This window comes from Mucilaginibacter polytrichastri (assembly GCF_001911425.1).
GTDB lineage: Bacteria > Bacteroidota > Bacteroidia > Sphingobacteriales > Sphingobacteriaceae > Mucilaginibacter > Mucilaginibacter polytrichastri.
This window is the reverse complement of sequence record NZ_MPPL01000001.1, coordinates 1,959,924-1,978,348: the sequence shown is the minus strand read 5'-3', so window position 1 is coordinate 1,978,348 and position 18,425 is coordinate 1,959,924. Positions and strand designations below refer to the sequence as shown.

General features: G+C 40.4%; 13 protein-coding genes and 2 rRNA genes. 9 read left to right on the top strand and 6 right to left on the bottom strand.

Annotation, left to right across the window (positions count from 1 at the left end; all coding sequences use genetic code 11):
• The first annotated feature begins 299 nt into the window (after positions 1-299).
• The 7 genes from RG47T_RS08585 to RG47T_RS08555 all read left to right on the top strand — a co-directional run bounded on the left by RG47T_RS08585 (position 300) and on the right by RG47T_RS08555 (position 8,524).
• On the top strand, positions 300-497 hold the full coding sequence (locus RG47T_RS08585; RefSeq protein WP_074489033.1) for a cold-shock protein: 198 nt from the start codon (positions 300-302) through the stop codon (positions 495-497).
• 109 nt (positions 498-606) lie between these two features.
• On the top strand, positions 607-1,866 hold the full coding sequence (locus RG47T_RS08580) for an MFS transporter (RefSeq protein WP_074489032.1): 1,260 nt from the start codon (positions 607-609) through the stop codon (positions 1,864-1,866).
• A gap of 46 nt (positions 1,867-1,912) precedes the next feature.
• On the top strand, positions 1,913-2,821 hold the full coding sequence (gene hemF, locus RG47T_RS08575; protein ID WP_074489031.1) for an oxygen-dependent coproporphyrinogen oxidase: 909 nt from the start codon (positions 1,913-1,915) through the stop codon (positions 2,819-2,821).
• Positions 2,822-2,953: 132 nt separating this feature from the next.
• Positions 2,954-3,349, top strand: a complete 396-nt coding sequence (locus RG47T_RS08570; RefSeq protein ID WP_074489030.1) for a DUF4488 domain-containing protein — start codon at positions 2,954-2,956, stop codon at positions 3,347-3,349.
• A gap of 164 nt (positions 3,350-3,513) precedes the next feature.
• The gene (gene gyrA / locus RG47T_RS08565; RefSeq protein WP_074489029.1) at positions 3,514-6,150 is read left to right on the top strand and encodes a DNA gyrase subunit A; all 2,637 of its coding nucleotides are present in this window, start codon (positions 3,514-3,516) and stop codon (positions 6,148-6,150) included.
• 9 nt (positions 6,151-6,159) lie between these two features.
• A complete protein-coding gene (locus RG47T_RS08560) occupies positions 6,160-7,263 on the top strand; it encodes a tetratricopeptide repeat protein (protein ID WP_074489028.1) in 1,104 nt (367 codons plus the stop codon).
• A gap of 7 nt (positions 7,264-7,270) precedes the next feature.
• Positions 7,271-8,524 carry a tetratricopeptide repeat protein gene (locus tag RG47T_RS08555; RefSeq protein WP_139235770.1) on the top strand — a complete coding sequence of 418 codons (1,254 nt, stop codon included), beginning with the start codon at positions 7,271-7,273 and terminating at the stop codon, positions 8,522-8,524.
• Positions 8,525-8,685: 161 nt separating this feature from the next.
• Here RG47T_RS08555 and RG47T_RS08550 read toward each other — a convergent pair whose 3' ends face one another.
• Positions 8,686-9,006: a hypothetical protein gene (locus RG47T_RS08550; RefSeq protein WP_139235771.1), complete on the bottom strand. Its 321-nt coding sequence runs from the start codon at positions 9,004-9,006 to the stop codon at positions 8,686-8,688.
• A 357-nt stretch (positions 9,007-9,363) separates the two neighbouring features.
• Between RG47T_RS08550 and RG47T_RS08545 the strand changes: the two genes are divergently transcribed.
• Entirely contained in the window at positions 9,364-10,566 is a 1,203-nt protein-coding gene (locus RG47T_RS08545; RefSeq protein ID WP_074489025.1) for a DUF763 domain-containing protein, read from the top strand.
• Here the strand turns inward: RG47T_RS08545 and RG47T_RS08540 are convergent.
• A complete protein-coding gene (locus tag RG47T_RS08540) occupies positions 10,558-11,094 on the bottom strand; it encodes a DUF4142 domain-containing protein (protein WP_074489024.1) in 537 nt (178 codons plus the stop codon). The genes RG47T_RS08545 and RG47T_RS08540 overlap by 9 nt on opposite strands.
• A 252-nt stretch (positions 11,095-11,346) precedes the next feature.
• Positions 11,347-13,926: a phosphoenolpyruvate carboxylase gene (locus RG47T_RS08535; RefSeq protein ID WP_074489023.1), complete on the bottom strand. Its 2,580-nt coding sequence runs from the start codon at positions 13,924-13,926 to the stop codon at positions 11,347-11,349.
• Positions 13,927-14,102: 176 nt separating this feature from the next.
• On the opposite strand from RG47T_RS08535, the gene RG47T_RS08530 reads away from it, so the two are divergent.
• Positions 14,103-16,292 carry an FUSC family protein gene (locus RG47T_RS08530; protein WP_074489022.1) on the top strand — a complete coding sequence of 730 codons (2,190 nt, stop codon included), beginning with the start codon at positions 14,103-14,105 and terminating at the stop codon, positions 16,290-16,292.
• On the opposite strand, the gene RG47T_RS08525 is transcribed toward RG47T_RS08530, so the two are convergent.
• The 3 genes from RG47T_RS08525 to rrf (RG47T_RS08515) all read right to left on the bottom strand — a co-directional run bounded on the left by RG47T_RS08525 (position 16,284) and on the right by rrf (RG47T_RS08515) (position 18,331).
• On the bottom strand, positions 16,284-17,639 hold the full coding sequence (locus RG47T_RS08525) for a PhoH family protein (RefSeq protein WP_074489021.1): 1,356 nt from the start codon (positions 17,637-17,639) through the stop codon (positions 16,284-16,286). The two genes, RG47T_RS08530 and RG47T_RS08525, sit on opposite strands and share 9 nt — an antisense overlap.
• 276 nt (positions 17,640-17,915) lie before the next feature.
• Positions 17,916-18,027, bottom strand: a 5S ribosomal RNA gene (rrf, locus tag RG47T_RS08520).
• 192 nt (positions 18,028-18,219) lie between these two features.
• Positions 18,220-18,331, bottom strand: a 5S ribosomal RNA gene (rrf, locus tag RG47T_RS08515).
• Between the last annotated feature and the right edge of the window lie 94 nt (positions 18,332-18,425).

Sequence of the window (18,425 nt, the reverse complement as noted above, 5' to 3'; positions counted from 1 at the left end):
AAAATGCCGGTCTTTTCTAAATCTTTACTACTTACATCAATGTGTTAGGTAGTTTTGATTATTATTGATTTTCGGGACTAAAAAACGAAGAATTTTCATCAAATAATAGCCGAAACACACTATAAATCAGCTATTTTTTATCTTTTTTCACCAAAAATTAATTTTTATTATTTTAAATACATTTTTATATATTTGAAAAGTAAGGGTTAAGCCTTTTGCTTTCTGATAATTAAGTTTTATTTTTCAGTTGGGCTAATGACATTAATCTTCAATAAAAAATTTAATACGTATTTATAATTATGAAAACTGGAAAAGTAAAATGGTTTAACACACAAAAAGGCTACGGTTTTATTGTAACCGAAGATGGTAAAGACCTTTTTGTACATTTCAAAGATGTACAAGGTGGCGTAAATGCTATCAAGGACAATGACGACGTAGAATATGATGTGGAAGAAGGCAGAAAAGGATTACAAGCTGTAAAGGTGAAAAAGATATAATCTATCATTCTGATATGATTAAACCTCTGCATGGCGCGGGGGTTTTTTTATGCTATTTATTTTGCTGTTAAAGTACATTTACTACTTTAGGACATCCAATTAAAAACTAATGACCGACAACGCCGACAAGCTCACTAAAAATGTAATTTTCCTGGTTCTGGTTGCTGCACTGGGCTATTTCGTAGATATCTATGATTTGGTTGTGTTTTCGGTGATCCGTATTAAAAGTTTACATGATCTTGGCGTAGCCGATGCCGATATGCGTACCACAGGTGCATTTGTGCTTAATATGCAAATGGCCGGTTTATTAGTGGGTGGTATTATCTGGGGCATCATAGGCGATAAATATGGGCGTATTAAAGTTTTGTTCGGCTCAATACTCATGTACTCGCTGGCCAACTTTGCCAATGGGTTGGTACACGACATTACCTGGTATGCGATAGTGCGTGTAATAGCCGGAATAGGCCTCGCAGGCGAACTTGGTGCCGGTATAACCCTGGTGAGCGAAACCTTAAGTAAAGAAAAACGTGGATACGGCACCATGATCGTAGCTGTAATAGGCCTGTTTGGTGCTGTCGCTGCTGCACAGGTTGGCAAGCACGATTGGCGCACGGCTTACTTTGTAGGTGGAGGTTTAGGCATAGCCTTGCTGCTGCTACGCATGGGTACGTTTGAATCGGGCATGTTTAAAAATGTAGAAAAATCAAAAATATCGAAGGGTAATATCCTGATGTTGTTTAACAATTGGGGCCGTTTTACCAAATACCTCTGCTGTATATTAATTGGGGCGCCATTGTGGTATGTGGTAGGTATACTGGTTACGCAATCGCCCGAGTTTGGTAAGGCACTGGGTGCTAAAGAAGTATTGAGCCCCGGTACTGGCATTATGTATACCTACATTGGCATTGCCGTGGGCGACGTTGCAGCGGGTTTATTTGCCCAGTTCACCAAATCGCGCAGGCTTACCATGCTGGTATTTTTACTGATGACACTCGTGAGCACGTTTTGCTATCTGGGCAGTACGGGCATCACTACCGAAAAATTTATAGCCCTGTGTTTCTTTATGGGATGTACGGTTGGCTACTGGGCAACTTTTGTTACCATTGCTTCAGAGCAGTTTGGTACCAATATCCGTTCTACCGTTACTACTACCGTTCCAAACTTTGTACGTGGTGCATTAATCCCCATTAGTGCCGGCTTTAATGTTTTGGTAATCCATTATGGCATGATTAAAAGCGGGTATATTATGATGGTAGTACTTACCGTAATTTCATTAATTGCCCTAAGCAGGCTAAAAGAAAGCTTCGGTAAAGACCTCAATTATGTAGAAACCGATGGCGAGCCGGTTGGTCATGCAAATGTAGCTTAGTAATAATAGTTTTTGCCGGTTCCATTATTTCTGCATTTTTGCGGCTATGATCACGAAGGAACAGATAGCCGAAGACTACCGCCTGATACAGGATGAAATTTGCGCAGGCCTGGAAGCCCTTGATGGGGTTGCCCGGTTTGAAGAAGAAGCCTGGGAACGCGAAGGCGGCGGAGGCGGGCGTACCCGCGTATTGCAAAATGGCAATATCCTCGAAAAAGGCGGTGTAAATTTTTCTGCCGTACACGGCGAACTGCCCGAGGCCGTGAAGAAAGCATTCAAAGCTGACAGTGATGAATTTTTCGCCACCGGCGTATCCATTGTGATGCATCCCAACCACCCCATGGTGCCCATCATCCACATGAACATCCGTTACTTCGAAATGCCTGCCAAAGCAGGAGAGGAGCCGGTTAGATGGTTTGGCGGTGGGATAGATGTTACCCCTCATTATGTTTTTGATGAGGATGCCCGCTTTTTTCACAATCACCTAAAATCAGTTTGCGATCAATTTAATGCCGATTTCTATAGCCGGTTTAAAACCTGGGCAGATGATTATTTTTATATTAAACACCGCGAAGAAACTCGCGGTATTGGCGGCATCTTTTACGACAGGTTAAAGGCTGATGACAACCTGAGCTGGGAAACCATATTTGAGTTTTCAAAAGCTATAGGCCGATCATTTTTGCCCATATATACCGAACTGGTTAACCGTAACCGTACTAAAACTTATACCGCAGCCCAGCAAGAGTGGCAATACCTGCGCCGCAGCCGTTATGCCGAATTTAACCTGGTTTATGATGCAGGTACTAAATTTGGGCTGGAAACCAATGGCCGCATCGAATCGATATTAATGAGCCTGCCGCCAACCGCCAAATGGTTTTACAATTTTAAACCCGAGGCAGGCAGCAATGAAGAGCGTACTTTATCGTTATTAAAAAAAGGGATTGACTGGGCGTAATTATAAATCCGTCATGCCGAACTTGTTTCGGCATCCCACTTGCTAAGTCTAAGAAATAAAATCTGCTACCTGTGATGTGGGGTACCAAAACAAGCTCGGCATAACGGGCGGTGAAAACAATAAATCTACTCCATGAAAAAACTATTTATCCCAATATCCATACTCATTATCCTATGCTCATGGTCTGCACCTAAAACGTTAAAGGGCACCTGGCAGTTTGCAGGTGGCATTTACAATGGCAAAAGGGATACCGCATCAACAGATTATAAATTGCAGCGCCAATATGACAAAGCACATTTTAATGCCTTTATCATCGAACCTAATGAGAAACCTATAAAGTATCAGGGCGGCGATTATGTAACACAGGCCGATACCTGTTTCGAAACAGAAACCTTTACCACGCAACCCTCCACGCTTACGGGTAAAACCATCCATTACCATATGCAGCTTCGTAATGATACCTTAGTTTTAAGCGGGAAACTGCCTAAAGGCCTGATGGTAGAAGAGTATTGGAAAAAAGTAATGTAATAGGCCTCCAACCCATCACATAAGCTATTTCACTCAAAGTATGGCACTTATAGTGTTGGTAACTTGATGTGGTTTTTATGTGAAATTTCTTATCTTCGCAGGTCGCTTTAAAAACATGTAAAAACCAGTTACAGGCGTAATATTTTCTACAGAATAATTTAAAAATGGCTGAAGATACAGGAAACGAAAATCCACACAACGAAGACAGAATAATTCCAATAAATATTGATGAAGAGATGCGTGCCGCATACATTGATTATTCAATGTCTGTTATCGTATCACGTGCACTTCCCGATGTGCGCGACGGTTTGAAACCCGTTCACCGCCGTGTCCTTTACGGCATGTTGGATTTGGGTTTATACAGTAATAAACAACACAAAAAATCAGCACGTATTGTTGGTGAGGTACTGGGTAAGTACCACCCGCATGGTGATAAATCTGTTTATGACGCCATGGTACGTATGGCCCAGGACTGGAGCCTGCGTTACCCGTTTGTAAACGGACAGGGTAACTACGGATCTATTGATGGTGATGAACCTGCGGCAATGCGTTATACTGAGGCCAAGCTTGAAAAGATTGCCGAAGAGATGCTGGCTGACATTAACAAGGATACGATTGACTACCAGTTAAACTTTGACGACTCGCTGGAAGAACCAACCGTATTGCCTGCTAAAATCCCTAACTTACTGGTAAACGGTGCATCTGGTATTGCAGTAGGTATGGCTACCAATATGGCACCGCATAACCTTACCGAGGTTGTTACCGCTACTATAGCTTACATAGATAACCGCGATGCAGAGGTTGGCGAACTGATGCAATACATCAAAGGCCCCGATTTCCCTACAGGCGGTATTATTTACGGTGTAGAAGGAGCGAGGGAAGCGTTTGAAACAGGCCGTGGCCGTATCGTAATCCGCGCACGCGCCGAAATTGAAATTTATAACGGCGACCGCGAGCGCATCATTGTAACCGAGGTTCCTTACCAGGTTAATAAGGCCATGATGATTGAGCGTACTGCCGAACTAGTCAACGAAAAAAAGATTGAAGGTATTTCTGCCATTCGTGACGAATCTAACCGCGAAGGTATCCGTGTGGTTTATGAAATTAAACGCGATGCCAACTCCTCTATCGTTTTAAATAACTTATACAAATACACCTCATTACAAACCTCTTTCAGTGTAAATAATATTGCACTGGTAAAAGGCCGCCCAATGATGCTAAACCTTAAAGACCTGATCCACCATTTTGTGGAGCACCGTCATGAGGTGGTTATCCGTCGTACCAAATACGATTTGGCCGAAGCTGAAAAACGCGCGCATATTTTAGAAGGTTTACTGATAGCGTTAGATCATCTGGATGAAGTGATCCAATTGATCCGTAGTTCAAACACCCCGGATGAAGCACGCGAAGGTTTAATGACCCGTTTTGGCTTAAGCGATATACAGGCACGTGCCATTCTGGATATGACCCTGAGACGGTTAACCGGACTGGAGCGCGATAAAATTAAAGATGAGTATGCTGCGTTGATGGAAACCATCGCTTATTTAAAAACCATTTTGGCTGATGAAGGCCTGCGTATGCAGATCATCAAAGACGAATTGATCGAGATTCGCGATAAATATGGTGATGAGCGTAAAACCGAAATAGTACACTCGGCTGCAGAAATGCAAACTGAAGACTTTATTGAGGATGAAGACGTGGTAATAACCATATCGCACGAAGGTTATATTAAACGTACTGCACTTACAGAATATCGCCGCCAGGCAAGGGGTGGTAAAGGTGCCATAGGCAGCAACAGCCGCGATGAAGATTTTATTGAGCACTTGCTGATTGCCTCTAACCACAATTACATGCTGTTCTTTACCGAGGCCGGTCGTTGTTTCTGGTTAAGGGTATTTGAAATCCCGGAAGGAACACGTACTTCTAAAGGCCGTGCTATCCAAAACATCATCAACATACCTAAAGAAGAGAAAATTAAGGCATACATCAAACTAATTAGCCTTAAAGACAAAGACTACCTGGAGAATAACTTCATTATTATGTGTACCACTAAGGGTACCATTAAGAAAACTTCTTTAGAAGCTTATTCTCGTCCGCGTTCAAACGGTATCAACGCCATTAACATTAATGATGGTGATACTTTACTGGCTGCAACCCTTACAACAGGCACAAGCGAAATTGTAATGGCCATCAGTTCGGGCAGGGCAATACGCTTTAACGAATCGACCGTTAGGCCAATGGGACGTACTGCAACAGGTGTACGTGGTATTACTTTAGAGAATGAGCAGGATGAAGTTGTTGGTATGATTGCCATTAATGACCCAGGCACCTCGGTACTGGTAGTATCAGAAAAAGGTTACGGTAAACGTACCGATATAGATGATTACCGTGTAACCAACCGTGGTGGTAAAGGTGTTAAAACAATTAGCGTAACTGAAAAAACAGGCAAACTTGTTGCCATAAAAGATGTTACTGATCAGGACGACCTGATGATCATCAATAAATCGGGTATTATTATCCGTATTGCGGTGAGCGAAATGCGTGTAATGGGCCGTGCCACACAAGGGGTAAGGCTAATCACACTGAAAAACAATGATGAAATTGCATCAGTAGCTAAAATTGAGCACAGCGAAGAAGAAGAACTGGAAGATGCTTTAATAGTAGAAGAAGGTACAGAAGGTACGCACTTGCCAACTGAAGCTGATACTTTAGGTGTTGCAGCTGATACCATTGAAGATGATGATGAATTAACAGACGAGCCGGATACAGAAGAAGATTCGGACGATACTGAAGAAGAATAATTAATAAATATGTCGGGGCGTAGAATAATTTTATCGCTTTTTATCTTATTGTTTACTTCGCCTTTAGCGTTTAGCCAAACGGAGGCGCTTAAAGGTGTAGTAAACAACCTGGCTTTTTACAGGCAGCAAAAAGATCTTAAGTATCTAAGTAATGCTAAAAAGCAGGTTGATAGTTTGATTAAAACCAAAAAGGATTCGTCCAACGTACCAAAAAGCGTTTTCAGGGCGGTAGTTTACAGTAGCATCCTTTATACAGATTCACTTAATAAACTTGGGCTCCCTGCCAACACGCTCGATCAGATCTCGGTACTGCTTGATCATCTTTCAGGCGGTTACAAATATCAGGTAGAATTAGATTTCTCTAAACGCTGCCTGGGTAACGTATACATCCGCAAGGGCGCTGCAGCAATACAGGATAAAAAATACAGTGATGCACTGGTTGCTTTTCAAAAAGCTCAGCACTTTGTACCGGGTTACAGGCGCATTAACGGTTATATAGCTTATGCCAATAACAAATTGAGCAATTATACCGATGCTGCAAAATATTATACCATTTTATTAAATACAGATACCGTACATAGTGATGATGTTATAGCAGCAGCAAACGTTTATAAGGCACTTAAGGATACTTCAAAAGCACTGCAGATTATACAAAAGGGGCGCAAGTTTTTGCCGGATGACAAAGCTTTACTTTATGAAGAAACTAACATTTATCAGAATAAAAGGGATTATAAAGCGTTAGAGCCTTTATTGCCTCAATTATTGGCAAAAAACCCAACCAACGCCGAGCTTACATTTATGGCGGCCAACTGTTACGATCATTTAAATGAATACGATAGGGCAGAGTCAACGTATTTGCAAGCCATAGAATTGAGAAACAGGTATTATGATGCCGTTTTTAACCTCGGCTTATTGTATTTTAAAGGATATGCTCACCAGGAAAACGATAAGCAAAAAAATATAGGCCGTGCCATTCAATGGTTTGAAAAAGCAAATACTATTTTGCCGAACAATTTACAATGTTTACAGTTGCTGCAATGGGCTTACTTAAAAACAAGGAACGAAGACCAATTAAATAGGATTAACGATAAATTAAAACAACTAACAAACTAAAATTACTATGAAAATCAGAATTTTAATGACCGGCTTGCTTGGCCTTGTTGCGACAACAACGTTTGCGCAAAAAGGGGAGTTAAATAACGCACAATCCGAGTACGACAAATATGAAACCTCAAGAGGTAATAAGTTAACAGCAGCTATTGCCGCAACAAGTATTGTCAATGCCAAAACCTCGATAGATAAAGCATCGTTAAACGAAAAAACTTCTGTTTTACCACAAACTTTTGCTTTAAAAGGAGCAATCTATTCTTCACTAGCCGTACAGGATTCTGTTGCAGCAACATCAGCACCTTTATTTGCAACTGCAGAAGAAGCTATTAAAAAAGCAAAAGAACTGGATACCAAAGGCGAAAACAAAAAACTGATAGATCATGCCAATGTTAACCTGGCACAATACCAGTTATCAAAAGGTGTTAAAGACTATCAAAATAAAGATTACAAAAACGCCTACAAATCATTCGATTATTACCGTACTGTATTGCCAGAAGATACTAACGCTATTTACTACACCGGTTTAGCAGCAGCTAATGCCAACATGTACCCGGAGGCAATTACCAACTATAACAAACTGTTAACTACCAATTATGCTGGTAAAGAACGTGTTTACACAGATTTGTCTACCATTTACTTGTTAAACAAAGATACCGTTGGTGCTTTAAAAACAGTAAGCGATGGTGTTGCCAAATACCCAAGCAATGCAGATTTCCGCAAACGTGAAGTAGAAATTTACCTGCAAACAGGCAAGCAAAAGGAAGTTATTGATAAAATTAATGCTGCTATAGCCAATGATCCAAAAAACAAATCATTGTATTACTATGCAGGTTTAACATACTCACAAGCGGCAGAATCTGCAGGTAAAGATGTTACTAAGGCTAAAGATGCAGCGGGTAAGGCAGCTGCACAAAAAACAAAGGAAGAAAACTTTGCCAAGTCTGCAGAGATGTACAAAAAAGCATTAGAAATTGATCCGAATTATTTTGAAGCTAACCTAAACTTAGGTTATGTATTAATTAACCCGGCAATTGATATGTATAACGCAGCTAATAAATTACCATCTAATCAGCAAAAAGCATATGATGCAGCAGTTGCAAAAGCAAGCGCACAATTTGATATGGCTAAACCATATTTGCTTAAAGCGGTAGAACTTAATCCAAAATCGTACGACGCATTAAACAATCTTAAAACTTATTACTTAGGTAAAAAAGATACAGTACATGCAGGGGAGATCCAAAAACAGATCGACGCTTTAAAATAATATCAAAAGGCTTCTTGAAAAAGAGGCCTTTTAAATAGGTTTATTACTTAACATAATGTTAATTATAAGACTTATTTATTACATACAAAAAAGCATTATTTACAGGCTCATAAAGTGTAACCCGTAAATAATGCTTCTAATCATTTAATATGCACCTGGCCTTATCCTTGTGGCCAGGTGGCTGTAACTTTATAAATAAATTCAAATGGAGAATATTCTTGTACCGGGAAAAGCCTCTGTTTAATATAATCCCATAAACTCACTTTTATATACACCGGGTTTTCTACAGGCTCTGGAACATAATTTTTCATAATACCAACTATCCTCAAAGTGGTATTAACGCGCAATATAAAATCGGTATCCTTATCGGTCGAATGTCGTAATGTTTGCAGGCATTCAATTTCGTTATCAAGTTCCATTATCATATCCAATTGCGTCTGCCTGTCTGTTAAACTGCCATCGTTATCAAAATATGATTTCAAGTATATAATTACTGTTTTGAGTTGATTATATCTTTTGAATGTATATTCCTGGTGAGATGATAATCGTTTTTCGAATTCAAGTATTTTATAATACACGTCTTTAAATTTTTTAAAAATAAAATTGCCTCCACTATACGTAATGGTTATAAGCAAGTCAGTAATAAGAATATAATTAACAGGTATAATATTGGCTGTATAAACTTTGGTTATACAATTGATGTCCTAATGTAAATCTAAATATTTGTATTTCATGTAGTTTACTCCTAAATAGAATGGAAATGTTCTGGACAGCATTTATAGGAAAGTAAAATTACAAATGATCTATAATTGGCCAATATTTACTAAATTTGTTAGTAAATGAAACGCTCTGGCTCTGCCGATTTGCCCTTACATTATGGTTATGTACCACAGTGGCTTGCAGTACGCATGGCCAAACTTGGATTAGCTGTAGCCGAAACCATTGTAATGGACTATGGAACCGACGAATTTATTCGCCGGCTAAGTGATCCGTTTTGGTTTCAAAGCCTGGGTGCCGTTATGGGTATGGACTGGCATTCATCGGGCATTACCACTTCGGTTATGGGTGCGCTGAAAAGAGCCATTAACCCACACGCTAAAGAACTGGGGATCTACATTACCGGCGGCAAAGGAAAATATTCGCGCGAAACACCAAACGAACTGATTAAGATCGGTAATCAAACCGGTTTAAATGGCACGCATCTGGTAAAATGCAGTAAGCTGGCCGCTAAAGTTGATAATACAGCTATACAAGACGGTTACCAATTGTATACACACAATTTTGTGGTAAATAAAAGCGGTCAATGGACTGTTGTACAGCAAGGTATGAGCGCTCTAAATAAAACTGCACGCCGTTATCATTGGCATTCTGAAGGTTTAAAATCTTTTGTTAATGATCCGCATACGTTTATCTACGGGCAAAATGCCGGTATGATTTTAAACATAGCAGATAAAGCAGCAGACCCATCCCGCAATGCTATTATGCAAATGACTGATGAGCACCCTAATGATATGCTGGCTGAGGTAAATAAACTGGTAATGCCTAACCACCATGATGTACGGGCCGAAAATGTTGACCTGAAAAGATTAGGTGCCGTATTGTGGTTAGCACATGAAAAGCGGCCAAAAGATTTTGAAGAATTATTATTGCTGGAAGGACTTGGCCCACGAACTTTACAATCGTTAGCATTAGTAAGCGAAGTAATTTATGGCACACCTGCCAGGTTTAAAGACCCTGCCAGATTTTCGTTTGCAAATGGCGGAAAGGATGGTCACCCCTTCCCTGTCCCTGTAAATGTTTATGACGAAACCCTTAAAACATTACAAACAGCAGTTTACAAAGCCAAAATGGGCGAAACCGATAAAAAAGATGCGATACGCCGTTTAACGGAAATTGCCCAGAAAGCAGAGCAGGACTTCACTCCTAACGCTAATTTTAACCAGGTTATAGAAAATGAACGTGATAACTCCTGGCGATACGGCGGCCGTACAGTCTTTGGAAAAGCTAAGCCACCTGTAGAACAGCAATTGCGATTATTTTAATGATGAGCCAATAGCGCGGGCAGAATCTAAGTGCAACTTTAAAACCGGCATTGCTTTGTTAGAAAAGTCTTTCAGCTTTTTGTCGGTATTTTCGGATACATCATGAAACAGCTGAATTACTTTGCTGTGGTCGGTTTCCATCATTTTCATGTAAGCCTTGTCGAATGCCGAACCGGTTAATTTCATCATTTCTGACAGCATGGCTTTATGTTTCAGCGACATAGTATCAACTACATTTACACGCTTTGTTACTGCAATATCCTTCAGTTCATCACTTGCCCTAACATGATCTGTAATCATCATTTTTGCAAAATCAATTACACGTGGATTTTTAGAATTATTTTCGGCTAATGTTGCTGCCTTTATTTCGGTTACATTGGCCTCATTTGCAGCTAAGATAAACTTATATCCCTGATCGTCCACCAGTGTTTGTTGATTGTAATTCCTGGCTTTTCTGCTATCATTACAAGATTGTATAGTAAGCAATAAAATTCCTATTGCTGATAAGCATATCAACTTTTGCATCATTATAATTTATAAATGGTTATTATACCTGTAACATATGCAGGTAGTATTGGTTTACAATAATATGACATGAGTTGATATATGTGCAATTAGTTTGCAACAATAATATATTAATGCAGAAATTGGAGGTTTAGGAATTAGGCCCGATAAGCTGATTTACAAGCACACCTAATTAGTACCATACTTTCGGTATGAAATACTGAATTTAATTTGAATGATAAGCCGGATAGGCAAATACCTATCCGGCTTATTTATTTATGCCAGGTTTCTGCCTGCGTTTACAATACCATAAACCGTACGGATAACCAGTTTATTGTAAGTACTAATGAGTTCTTCATTGGTTGTATTATTCAGGCACTCCAAAGCATAGTGTTGTATAATAACCAACGGAAGTATGATCTTTTCACGGATGGCGATTGATCTGCCTTCAATTGAGTATGCCTCCATCAATACACTCGTATTAGTTAGTTCTAATAATAACCTTTTAGTTTGTTCAAATTCGTTGTAAAGCATTTGCCAAAACTCGCCGAATTTTGGGTCGTTCTTTAAATGTGCTGTAATTCTGAAATCTGATTTCGACATCGACATCATACAGTTATCAATCATCGTTTTAAAGAAACCAGATTTATGGTAAAGTTCTACCACTTCGTCCCAATGCCCCTCCCCTTTTACTTTGTTGAGGGCAGCACCAACACCGTAAAAACCAGGGATATTTTGTTTCAACTGGCTCCAGGCTGTTACAAAGCTAATGGCACGCAGATCTTCTAACTTCAATGGCGCATCGCTATTACGTTTGGTTGGCCTGCTGCTAATGTTTACACCAGATAATAGCGTAAGTGGACTTAGTTTTTCCAGGTATTCTGTAAACAATGGGTGCTTACGCAATGCCATAAACAAACCATAACTTTCATCTGCCATAATAGAGATCAGCTCTTTATGCCGGTCATCCAATAGATCTTTCTGGGTTTGGTGTAGCGCCGATGCAATACCGGCGTTAAACAATTGCTCAATATTAAATCTAGCCGTATCAACAGAACCATATTGCGAACTTACAGTTTGGCCCTGTATGGTTAACTGGATGTGGTTATTTGCAATCTCTTGCCCCATTGAGGCATAAAAACGGTGTGTTTTACCACCACCACGCGCAGGTGGCCCGCCTCTACCATCAAAAAATGCCAGGTCAATATCGTATTTCTTAGCCATGGCAGTCAACTCAACCTTGGCTTTATAGATAGACCAGTTGGCCATTAAGTAACCACCATCTTTGGTACTGTCTGAGAAACCAAGCATAATGGTTTGCTTGTTGCCCATGGCAGCTAAATGTGTTTTGTAAAAAGGATGTTTATAAAGCGTTTCCATTACTTCTGCCGCAACTTTTAAGTCGTTAACTGTTTCAAAAAGCGGCATAAAATCAATAGGCAACTCATCTTTTTTCCACCCGCTCCACAAAAACAGGTTAATCAACTGTAAAATATCTGATGCCTGCTGGCAGTTACTGATAATAAAACGCTGACAAGCCTTTGCACCATTTTGTTGTTGAATTTGTTTTATCAAACGGATGGTATCCAAGGTATCCCTAATTAGTGGGTCTGCATCTTCGGGGCATTGAAAGTCGGCTTCTGTAGTAAATTCAATTGCTTTCAGCTTTTCAATTTCTTCCAGATCGTCATAACCTTTAGGGAGCTTAACACCAACTTTATCGCTTATATAATGGTACACATCGCGTAAAACGCGGCTGTCCTGGCGTATATCCAGCGTAGCAAAATAACACCCAAATAGCTTAATCTTGTGCGTCAAATCATCAATAATATCAACAAAAAGGCCGTAGTTATCATTAATCAGTTTGTCCTTAACTGTTTGCAGCAACGCAAGCATTTCGTTTTGCAGGTTTTCAGGGTTTTCTTTCGGATTAAAGGCGTTATCGTATAAAATTGTCTCTAACGTATGCATAGCATCCTCAACGCCCCTAAAAGTGATGCGGCGTTTCACAACCCGAAAATCGCGGTAGTAACAACGAAAAATGATCTGTCGTAATAGTGAAGCCACTGTACGGGTCGAGTCTGTTTTTACGTTTGGATTACCATCACGGTCGCCACCGGGCCAAAAGCCCATCTCCAGCAGTTGATTAGCCAGTCCATCTACATCAAAGGCATCATTTAACTTTGATTGTGTGGCTGCCAGTGCATGGTAAAATACATTCTCCAAAAACCAGATCAGGCTTACAGCCTCGTCTACCGGTGTGGGCGATGTTTTATTGAAGAACGGCGTTTTTCCCAATTGTTGTAGCAGCAGGTTAATGGTATTAATATCATTAGTTTTAAGCGCTTCAATTAAGTCTGTCATAATACCCAGCACACGGCTTGGGTAAAACTGCGTAGGGTGCGCGGTAAGCACTAATCTCAATGAGAAATTTTTTAGTTTCTCTTTAATAGTTTCCCGTTGGCTTTCGTCGCCGGCAATTTGTTGTAGCAGGGTTTGCAGTGTTCCGCTTTCTTCAGCTTTCGTGGTTTTACTAAATGATGAATCTTCAATTGCATCAAACAGCACTACCTGCCTTTCTATATACTGTATAAACCTGAAAAGGCGGTTAAGCTGTTCCTGATGGTCGATATCAGGCACGTATTTCTTGAAAAAGGATTTAATTATATCAGACGGAGATTCCTGACTGGCTGTGCCTTTTTCGCAATGGGCGCTAAAAAATGGCAAAAGGTTCCCGGTATCCTTAACCTGGTAAAATGGTAATGTTAAAAACAAGCTGTTATAAAGCTCGAAACGGGTGATTACTTCCTGGTTAAAGACCGACTCACGTTGACTAAGGTTGTTTGCAGATGACATAGAATATTTAGAGATCTGAATAAAAACAGGTTTTTTTTAAGCCTGTTTTGAACTGTTGGGTAAATATAATTATCTACTGAGATTATCGACAAAGTTTTTATTACAATCTTCAACCTATTTAATGTAGGAACGTTATTTGTTATAAATTTGCAGTCACCAAGCACTGAAATCTAAAAATGGCCGTACACCCGCGCGAAATAAAAAGTTTCTTCTTCAGCCAATATTTTTCAGATGGATTACGCATTACTTTGGGGGTTTTGTTGCCATCGCTCATCTTCGCACAGTTTAATCAGCTCGAGCTGGGCCTCACCCTTTCATTAGGTGCTATTTGCGTTTGCGTGGTTGACACACCCGGTCCCGAGGTATATAAGCGTAATGCTATGCTTATTTGCAATGGGTTGTTGCTGTTTGTAGCAATTGTAACAGGTTTTGCCAGGCTTAATGTTTATACCTTAGGTATTGAGGTGGTTGCATTTTGTTTCTTGTTCTCCATGTTTATCGTATACGGCAACCGTGCAGCGTCTGTAGGTACATCATCACTACTGGTAATGATATTTATGATGGATAAGGGTTTGCAGCCCGGCGAAGTGCTTCATTACAGCTTGCTGATTACATTGGGCGGAATATGGTATATGATGATGAGCCTGGTTTTTTTTAGGATAAGGCCATACCGTGCCGCACAACAGGCACTTGGCGAAAACATAGTTGATGTGGTTAAATTTCTGCGCATCAAAGCCGATTTCTACCTGCCCCAAACAGACATAGAAAAGAACTACCGTAAGCTGGTATCACAACAGATTATGGTGAGCCAGCATCAGGATAATGTGCGTGAGCTATTATTTAAAACACGCTTAATCGTCAAAGAATCTACCCACGCCAGCCGGGTATTGGTGCTTACCTTTGTTGACTTGATTGACATGTTTGAGCAGATTATGGCCACGCATTACGATTACCAGGAGATTAGGGACCGGTTTGAAGGAACTGATGTATTACCCCATATTGCACACCTGGTGCATCGCATGGCCGATGAATTAGATAACATGGGGTATGCAATACTAGCTAATTCCAGATATCGCAGAATTAAAAATTTCGGGTCTGATCTCGACCTTTTAAAAGCGGAGATCGATGCAACATCAGAACATTTAAGTGGATCGAGCAACCTGGTACTTAAAAAGGTGCTGATTAATGTTCGCGACCTTGGCCAAAAAATCACTGATATCTGTAAGTACTATAACTCAAAATCGGCAGAAAGCCTGATGGACAAAAAAGGTGATGTAGAATACACCAAATTTGTGGCCCATCAGGATTACACCCCCCATATATTTTTTGATAACCTTACGCTAACTTCGGCCACATTTAAGCATGCTTTAAGAGTTTCATTGGTTTGTTTAGTTGGTTTTGTTATTACTAAAAGCGATGGCCTCCTAGAGCTGATCAATCATTTTACGGGTAAAAAAATTGTATTTGGGCACCACAGTTATTGGGTATTACTTACCATTATTGTAATATTGAAACCAGGTTTCAGCTTATCGAAACAGCGTAATTATCAGCGTGTACTGGGCACTATTATAGGCGGTGCTATAGGCGTGGTAGTGTTAACATTTGTACACAATAAAACATTGGAAGTGGCACTGCTGATGGTATTTATGATGGGCGCCTACAGCTTTCTACGGGTTAACTATATTACCAGCGTTATTTTTATGACGCCTTATGTACTCATTTTGTTTCGCTTTTTGGGTGTAGGTCATTTGGATGTGGCCGAAGAGCGAATCATTGACACGGTTGTAGGTGCGTCTATTGCATTTTTAGCCAGTTACCTGGTATTTCCATCATGGGAATCTGAACAGTTGCGGCAAACACTAATGGATGTGGTTGATGCCAACATCAGGTATCTGATTACACTTGGAGAAAATTTAACAGGAAAAGTCAGAAGCACTACTGATTATAAACTGGCCCGTAAAGATGTGTATGTAAAATCTGCCAACTTATCTGCTGCTTTTGAACGCATGGTTTCTGAACCCAAAAGTAAGCAAAAGAAAAGTAAGGATGTACACAAGTTTGTGGTGTTGAACCATATCCTGTCGTCATACTTGTCGACTATTGCTTCAAACATAGCCGGCACAAGTTTAATACATCTGCGGGCAGACAATTTGAAAATGCTAAAACGGGATATAGCAGTATTAAATGAAAGCAGCAAGAAACTGGGTGGTAATACGTTTGAGTTTACTGCCGAGAAGAGTATTGCTGATGATGAATTAAATGCAGAAAATGTAGCCGACCAGGAGTTGCTTAAAGAGCAATTAGGCTTCATTAATAAAATAGGAACCGATATTAACCGGATCACCGATAGCCTGATCTCACAGTAATTCTGTTGCCAGATTAGCCAGTTCGCTCCGTTCTCCCTTTTGCAAAGTAATATGTGCGTATAATGGATGATCTTTTGCCCTATCTATTAAATATGATAAGCCATTACTTTCGGCATCGAGATAAGGCGTATCTATCTGGTAAATATCGCCTGTAAATACAAACTTACTGTTCTCACCAGCCCTCGAAATAATGGTTTTAATCTCGTGTGGCGTAAGGTTTTGGGCCTCATCAACAATAAAGAAAATTTTAGTCAGCGTACGGCCACGGATAAATGCCAGCGGCGCAATCGATATTTTGTCAGTAGTTACAAGTTCATCTATTTTTCCCTGCATTTTAGGATCATCAGCAAATTGCTCACGAATAAATTTCAGATTATCCCATATTGGCGCCATATATGGGTCTACCTTGCTTTTTACATCACCGGGTAAAAAACCAATATCCTTGTTACTCAGCGGAACAATAGGCCGGGTAACATAAATTTGCCGATAGGTTTTGCGTTGTTCTAAAGCACTGGCAAGGGCTATCAGCGTTTTGCCGGTGCCCGCATTGCCCTGTATAGTTACCAACTTAATTTCCGGATCTAACAGGGCATGTATAGCAAAAGCCTGCTCCGTATTTTTGGGCGATATTTTAAATATTGGTTGATCTGCAACATATTCAACTGCAGCTGTACTGGCATTGTAAAACGCAGGTACCGATTTATTTTTACTGTTAAGAATATAAAAGCGATTACCCGGCGGCGGCTTAATTCCCAGGTCACCGGGCGAAGCTATCCGTTGTTTAACAAATTGGTTAATCGTTTTTTCAGAAAGCTTATCCATTACCGTTTTACCGGTATAAAGTTCCTCAAGGTTTTTGATTTTACCTGTTTCGTAGTCTTCGGCATTAAGATTCAGCGCCTTGGCTTTTAAACGCAGGCAAATGTCTTTAGATACCAGTATCACTTTTTTCTCCGGCTGCTCTTCCTGCAATCCTAAAGCAGCATTAAGTATGCGATGGTCTGTTTTACCAGCACCAAATATAGCTTCAGCATCGAGCGTGGATGATGGCTTATCCATTACCACACGAAACTTGCCTTTATTATGTCCCGTAAGTGGTAACCAATCGTTCAATGTATGTTGGCCTGCAAAGTCATCCATTAAACGTATAAAGCTACGGGCTTCGAAATTGCGGGTGTCATTACCGGTTTTCATATTGTCTAGTTCCTCCAATACTTGCACCGGGATGGCTACATCATGTTCCTGGAAGTTTTCAAAAGCATTGTGATCGTATAAGATCACGGATGTATCTAGTACAAATATTTTCTTAGCACCTGCAGCTGCACGGTTCCTATTCTCTTTAGACATAATGCTAAATTAAAATATTTTGGCAATGTTTAAGAAAGGAATGTATTAGTATTGGAATTAGAAAATGAACGGTAGGTACTAATCGGCGTGTGCAGCCCCGCTATGCGCTCATACTCCCCAGGCCTTAACCACGGGCCGGTATCCGCTGCTATCGGGTTTAGGGGGAACGGTGCACTGCCCTTTGATTTTTTCTTCCGGACTTGCCGTCTTCACCGACTTTGGGACTTATATAAACAAAGAAAGCCCCGCTCATTGCTGAACGGGGCTACTTTTAAGATTTGGCGCCGACCTACTCTTCCACATTTTACTGCAGTACCATCGGCTCTGGCGGGCTTGACTGCTCTGTTCGGAATGGGAAGAGGTAGACACCACCGATATAGGCACCTGAATATTTTGAGTTATTAGTGAGTGGTTGATTAGGTGAATGGGTAAGTCGTTCTTTTCTAACTACTCACTCATTCAACTATTTACTACTCACCAAAACGTTTGGATTTAAAAAAGAACAATAAGCTGGCAACATGGCCCGCTATAAAACAGGAAAGCCTTTGCCGGTTAGACAAAGGCTTTATCCCCTGATAAGATTTGGCGCCGACCTACTCTTCCACATTTTACTGCAGTACCATCGGCTCTGGCGGGCTTGACTTCTCTGTTCGGAATGGGAAGAGGTAGACACCGCCGATATAGGCACCTGAATATTTTATTTAGATCTGAGTATGGAGATTTGAGTATGGAGATTGCTTATCGCTTTGTCTCATATCTCATATCTAACCTCTCAAATCTTTAAAC

Excerpts from the sequence above, each read along its gene's own strand:
- RG47T_RS08585 (WP_074489033.1), top strand. The coding sequence starts at position 300 with ATGAAAACTGGAAAAGTAAAATGGTTTAACACACAAAAAGGCTACGGT.
- RG47T_RS08580 (WP_074489032.1), top strand. The coding sequence starts at position 607 with ATGACCGACAACGCCGACAAGCTCACTAAAAATGTAATTTTCCTGGTT.
- hemF (WP_074489031.1), top strand. The coding sequence starts at position 1,913 with ATGATCACGAAGGAACAGATAGCCGAAGACTACCGCCTGATACAGGAT.
- RG47T_RS08570 (WP_074489030.1), top strand. The coding sequence starts at position 2,954 with ATGAAAAAACTATTTATCCCAATATCCATACTCATTATCCTATGCTCA.
- gyrA (WP_074489029.1), top strand. The coding sequence starts at position 3,514 with ATGGCTGAAGATACAGGAAACGAAAATCCACACAACGAAGACAGAATA.
- RG47T_RS08560 (WP_074489028.1), top strand. The coding sequence starts at position 6,160 with ATGTCGGGGCGTAGAATAATTTTATCGCTTTTTATCTTATTGTTTACT.
- RG47T_RS08555 (WP_139235770.1), top strand. The coding sequence starts at position 7,271 with ATGAAAATCAGAATTTTAATGACCGGCTTGCTTGGCCTTGTTGCGACA.
- RG47T_RS08545 (WP_074489025.1), top strand. The coding sequence starts at position 9,364 with ATGAAACGCTCTGGCTCTGCCGATTTGCCCTTACATTATGGTTATGTA.
- RG47T_RS08540 (WP_074489024.1), bottom strand. The coding sequence starts at position 11,094 with ATGATGCAAAAGTTGATATGCTTATCAGCAATAGGAATTTTATTGCTT.
- RG47T_RS08535 (WP_074489023.1), bottom strand. The coding sequence starts at position 13,926 with ATGTCATCTGCAAACAACCTTAGTCAACGTGAGTCGGTCTTTAACCAG.
- RG47T_RS08530 (WP_074489022.1), top strand. The coding sequence starts at position 14,103 with ATGGCCGTACACCCGCGCGAAATAAAAAGTTTCTTCTTCAGCCAATAT.
- RG47T_RS08525 (WP_074489021.1), bottom strand. The coding sequence starts at position 17,639 with ATGTCTAAAGAGAATAGGAACCGTGCAGCTGCAGGTGCTAAGAAAATA.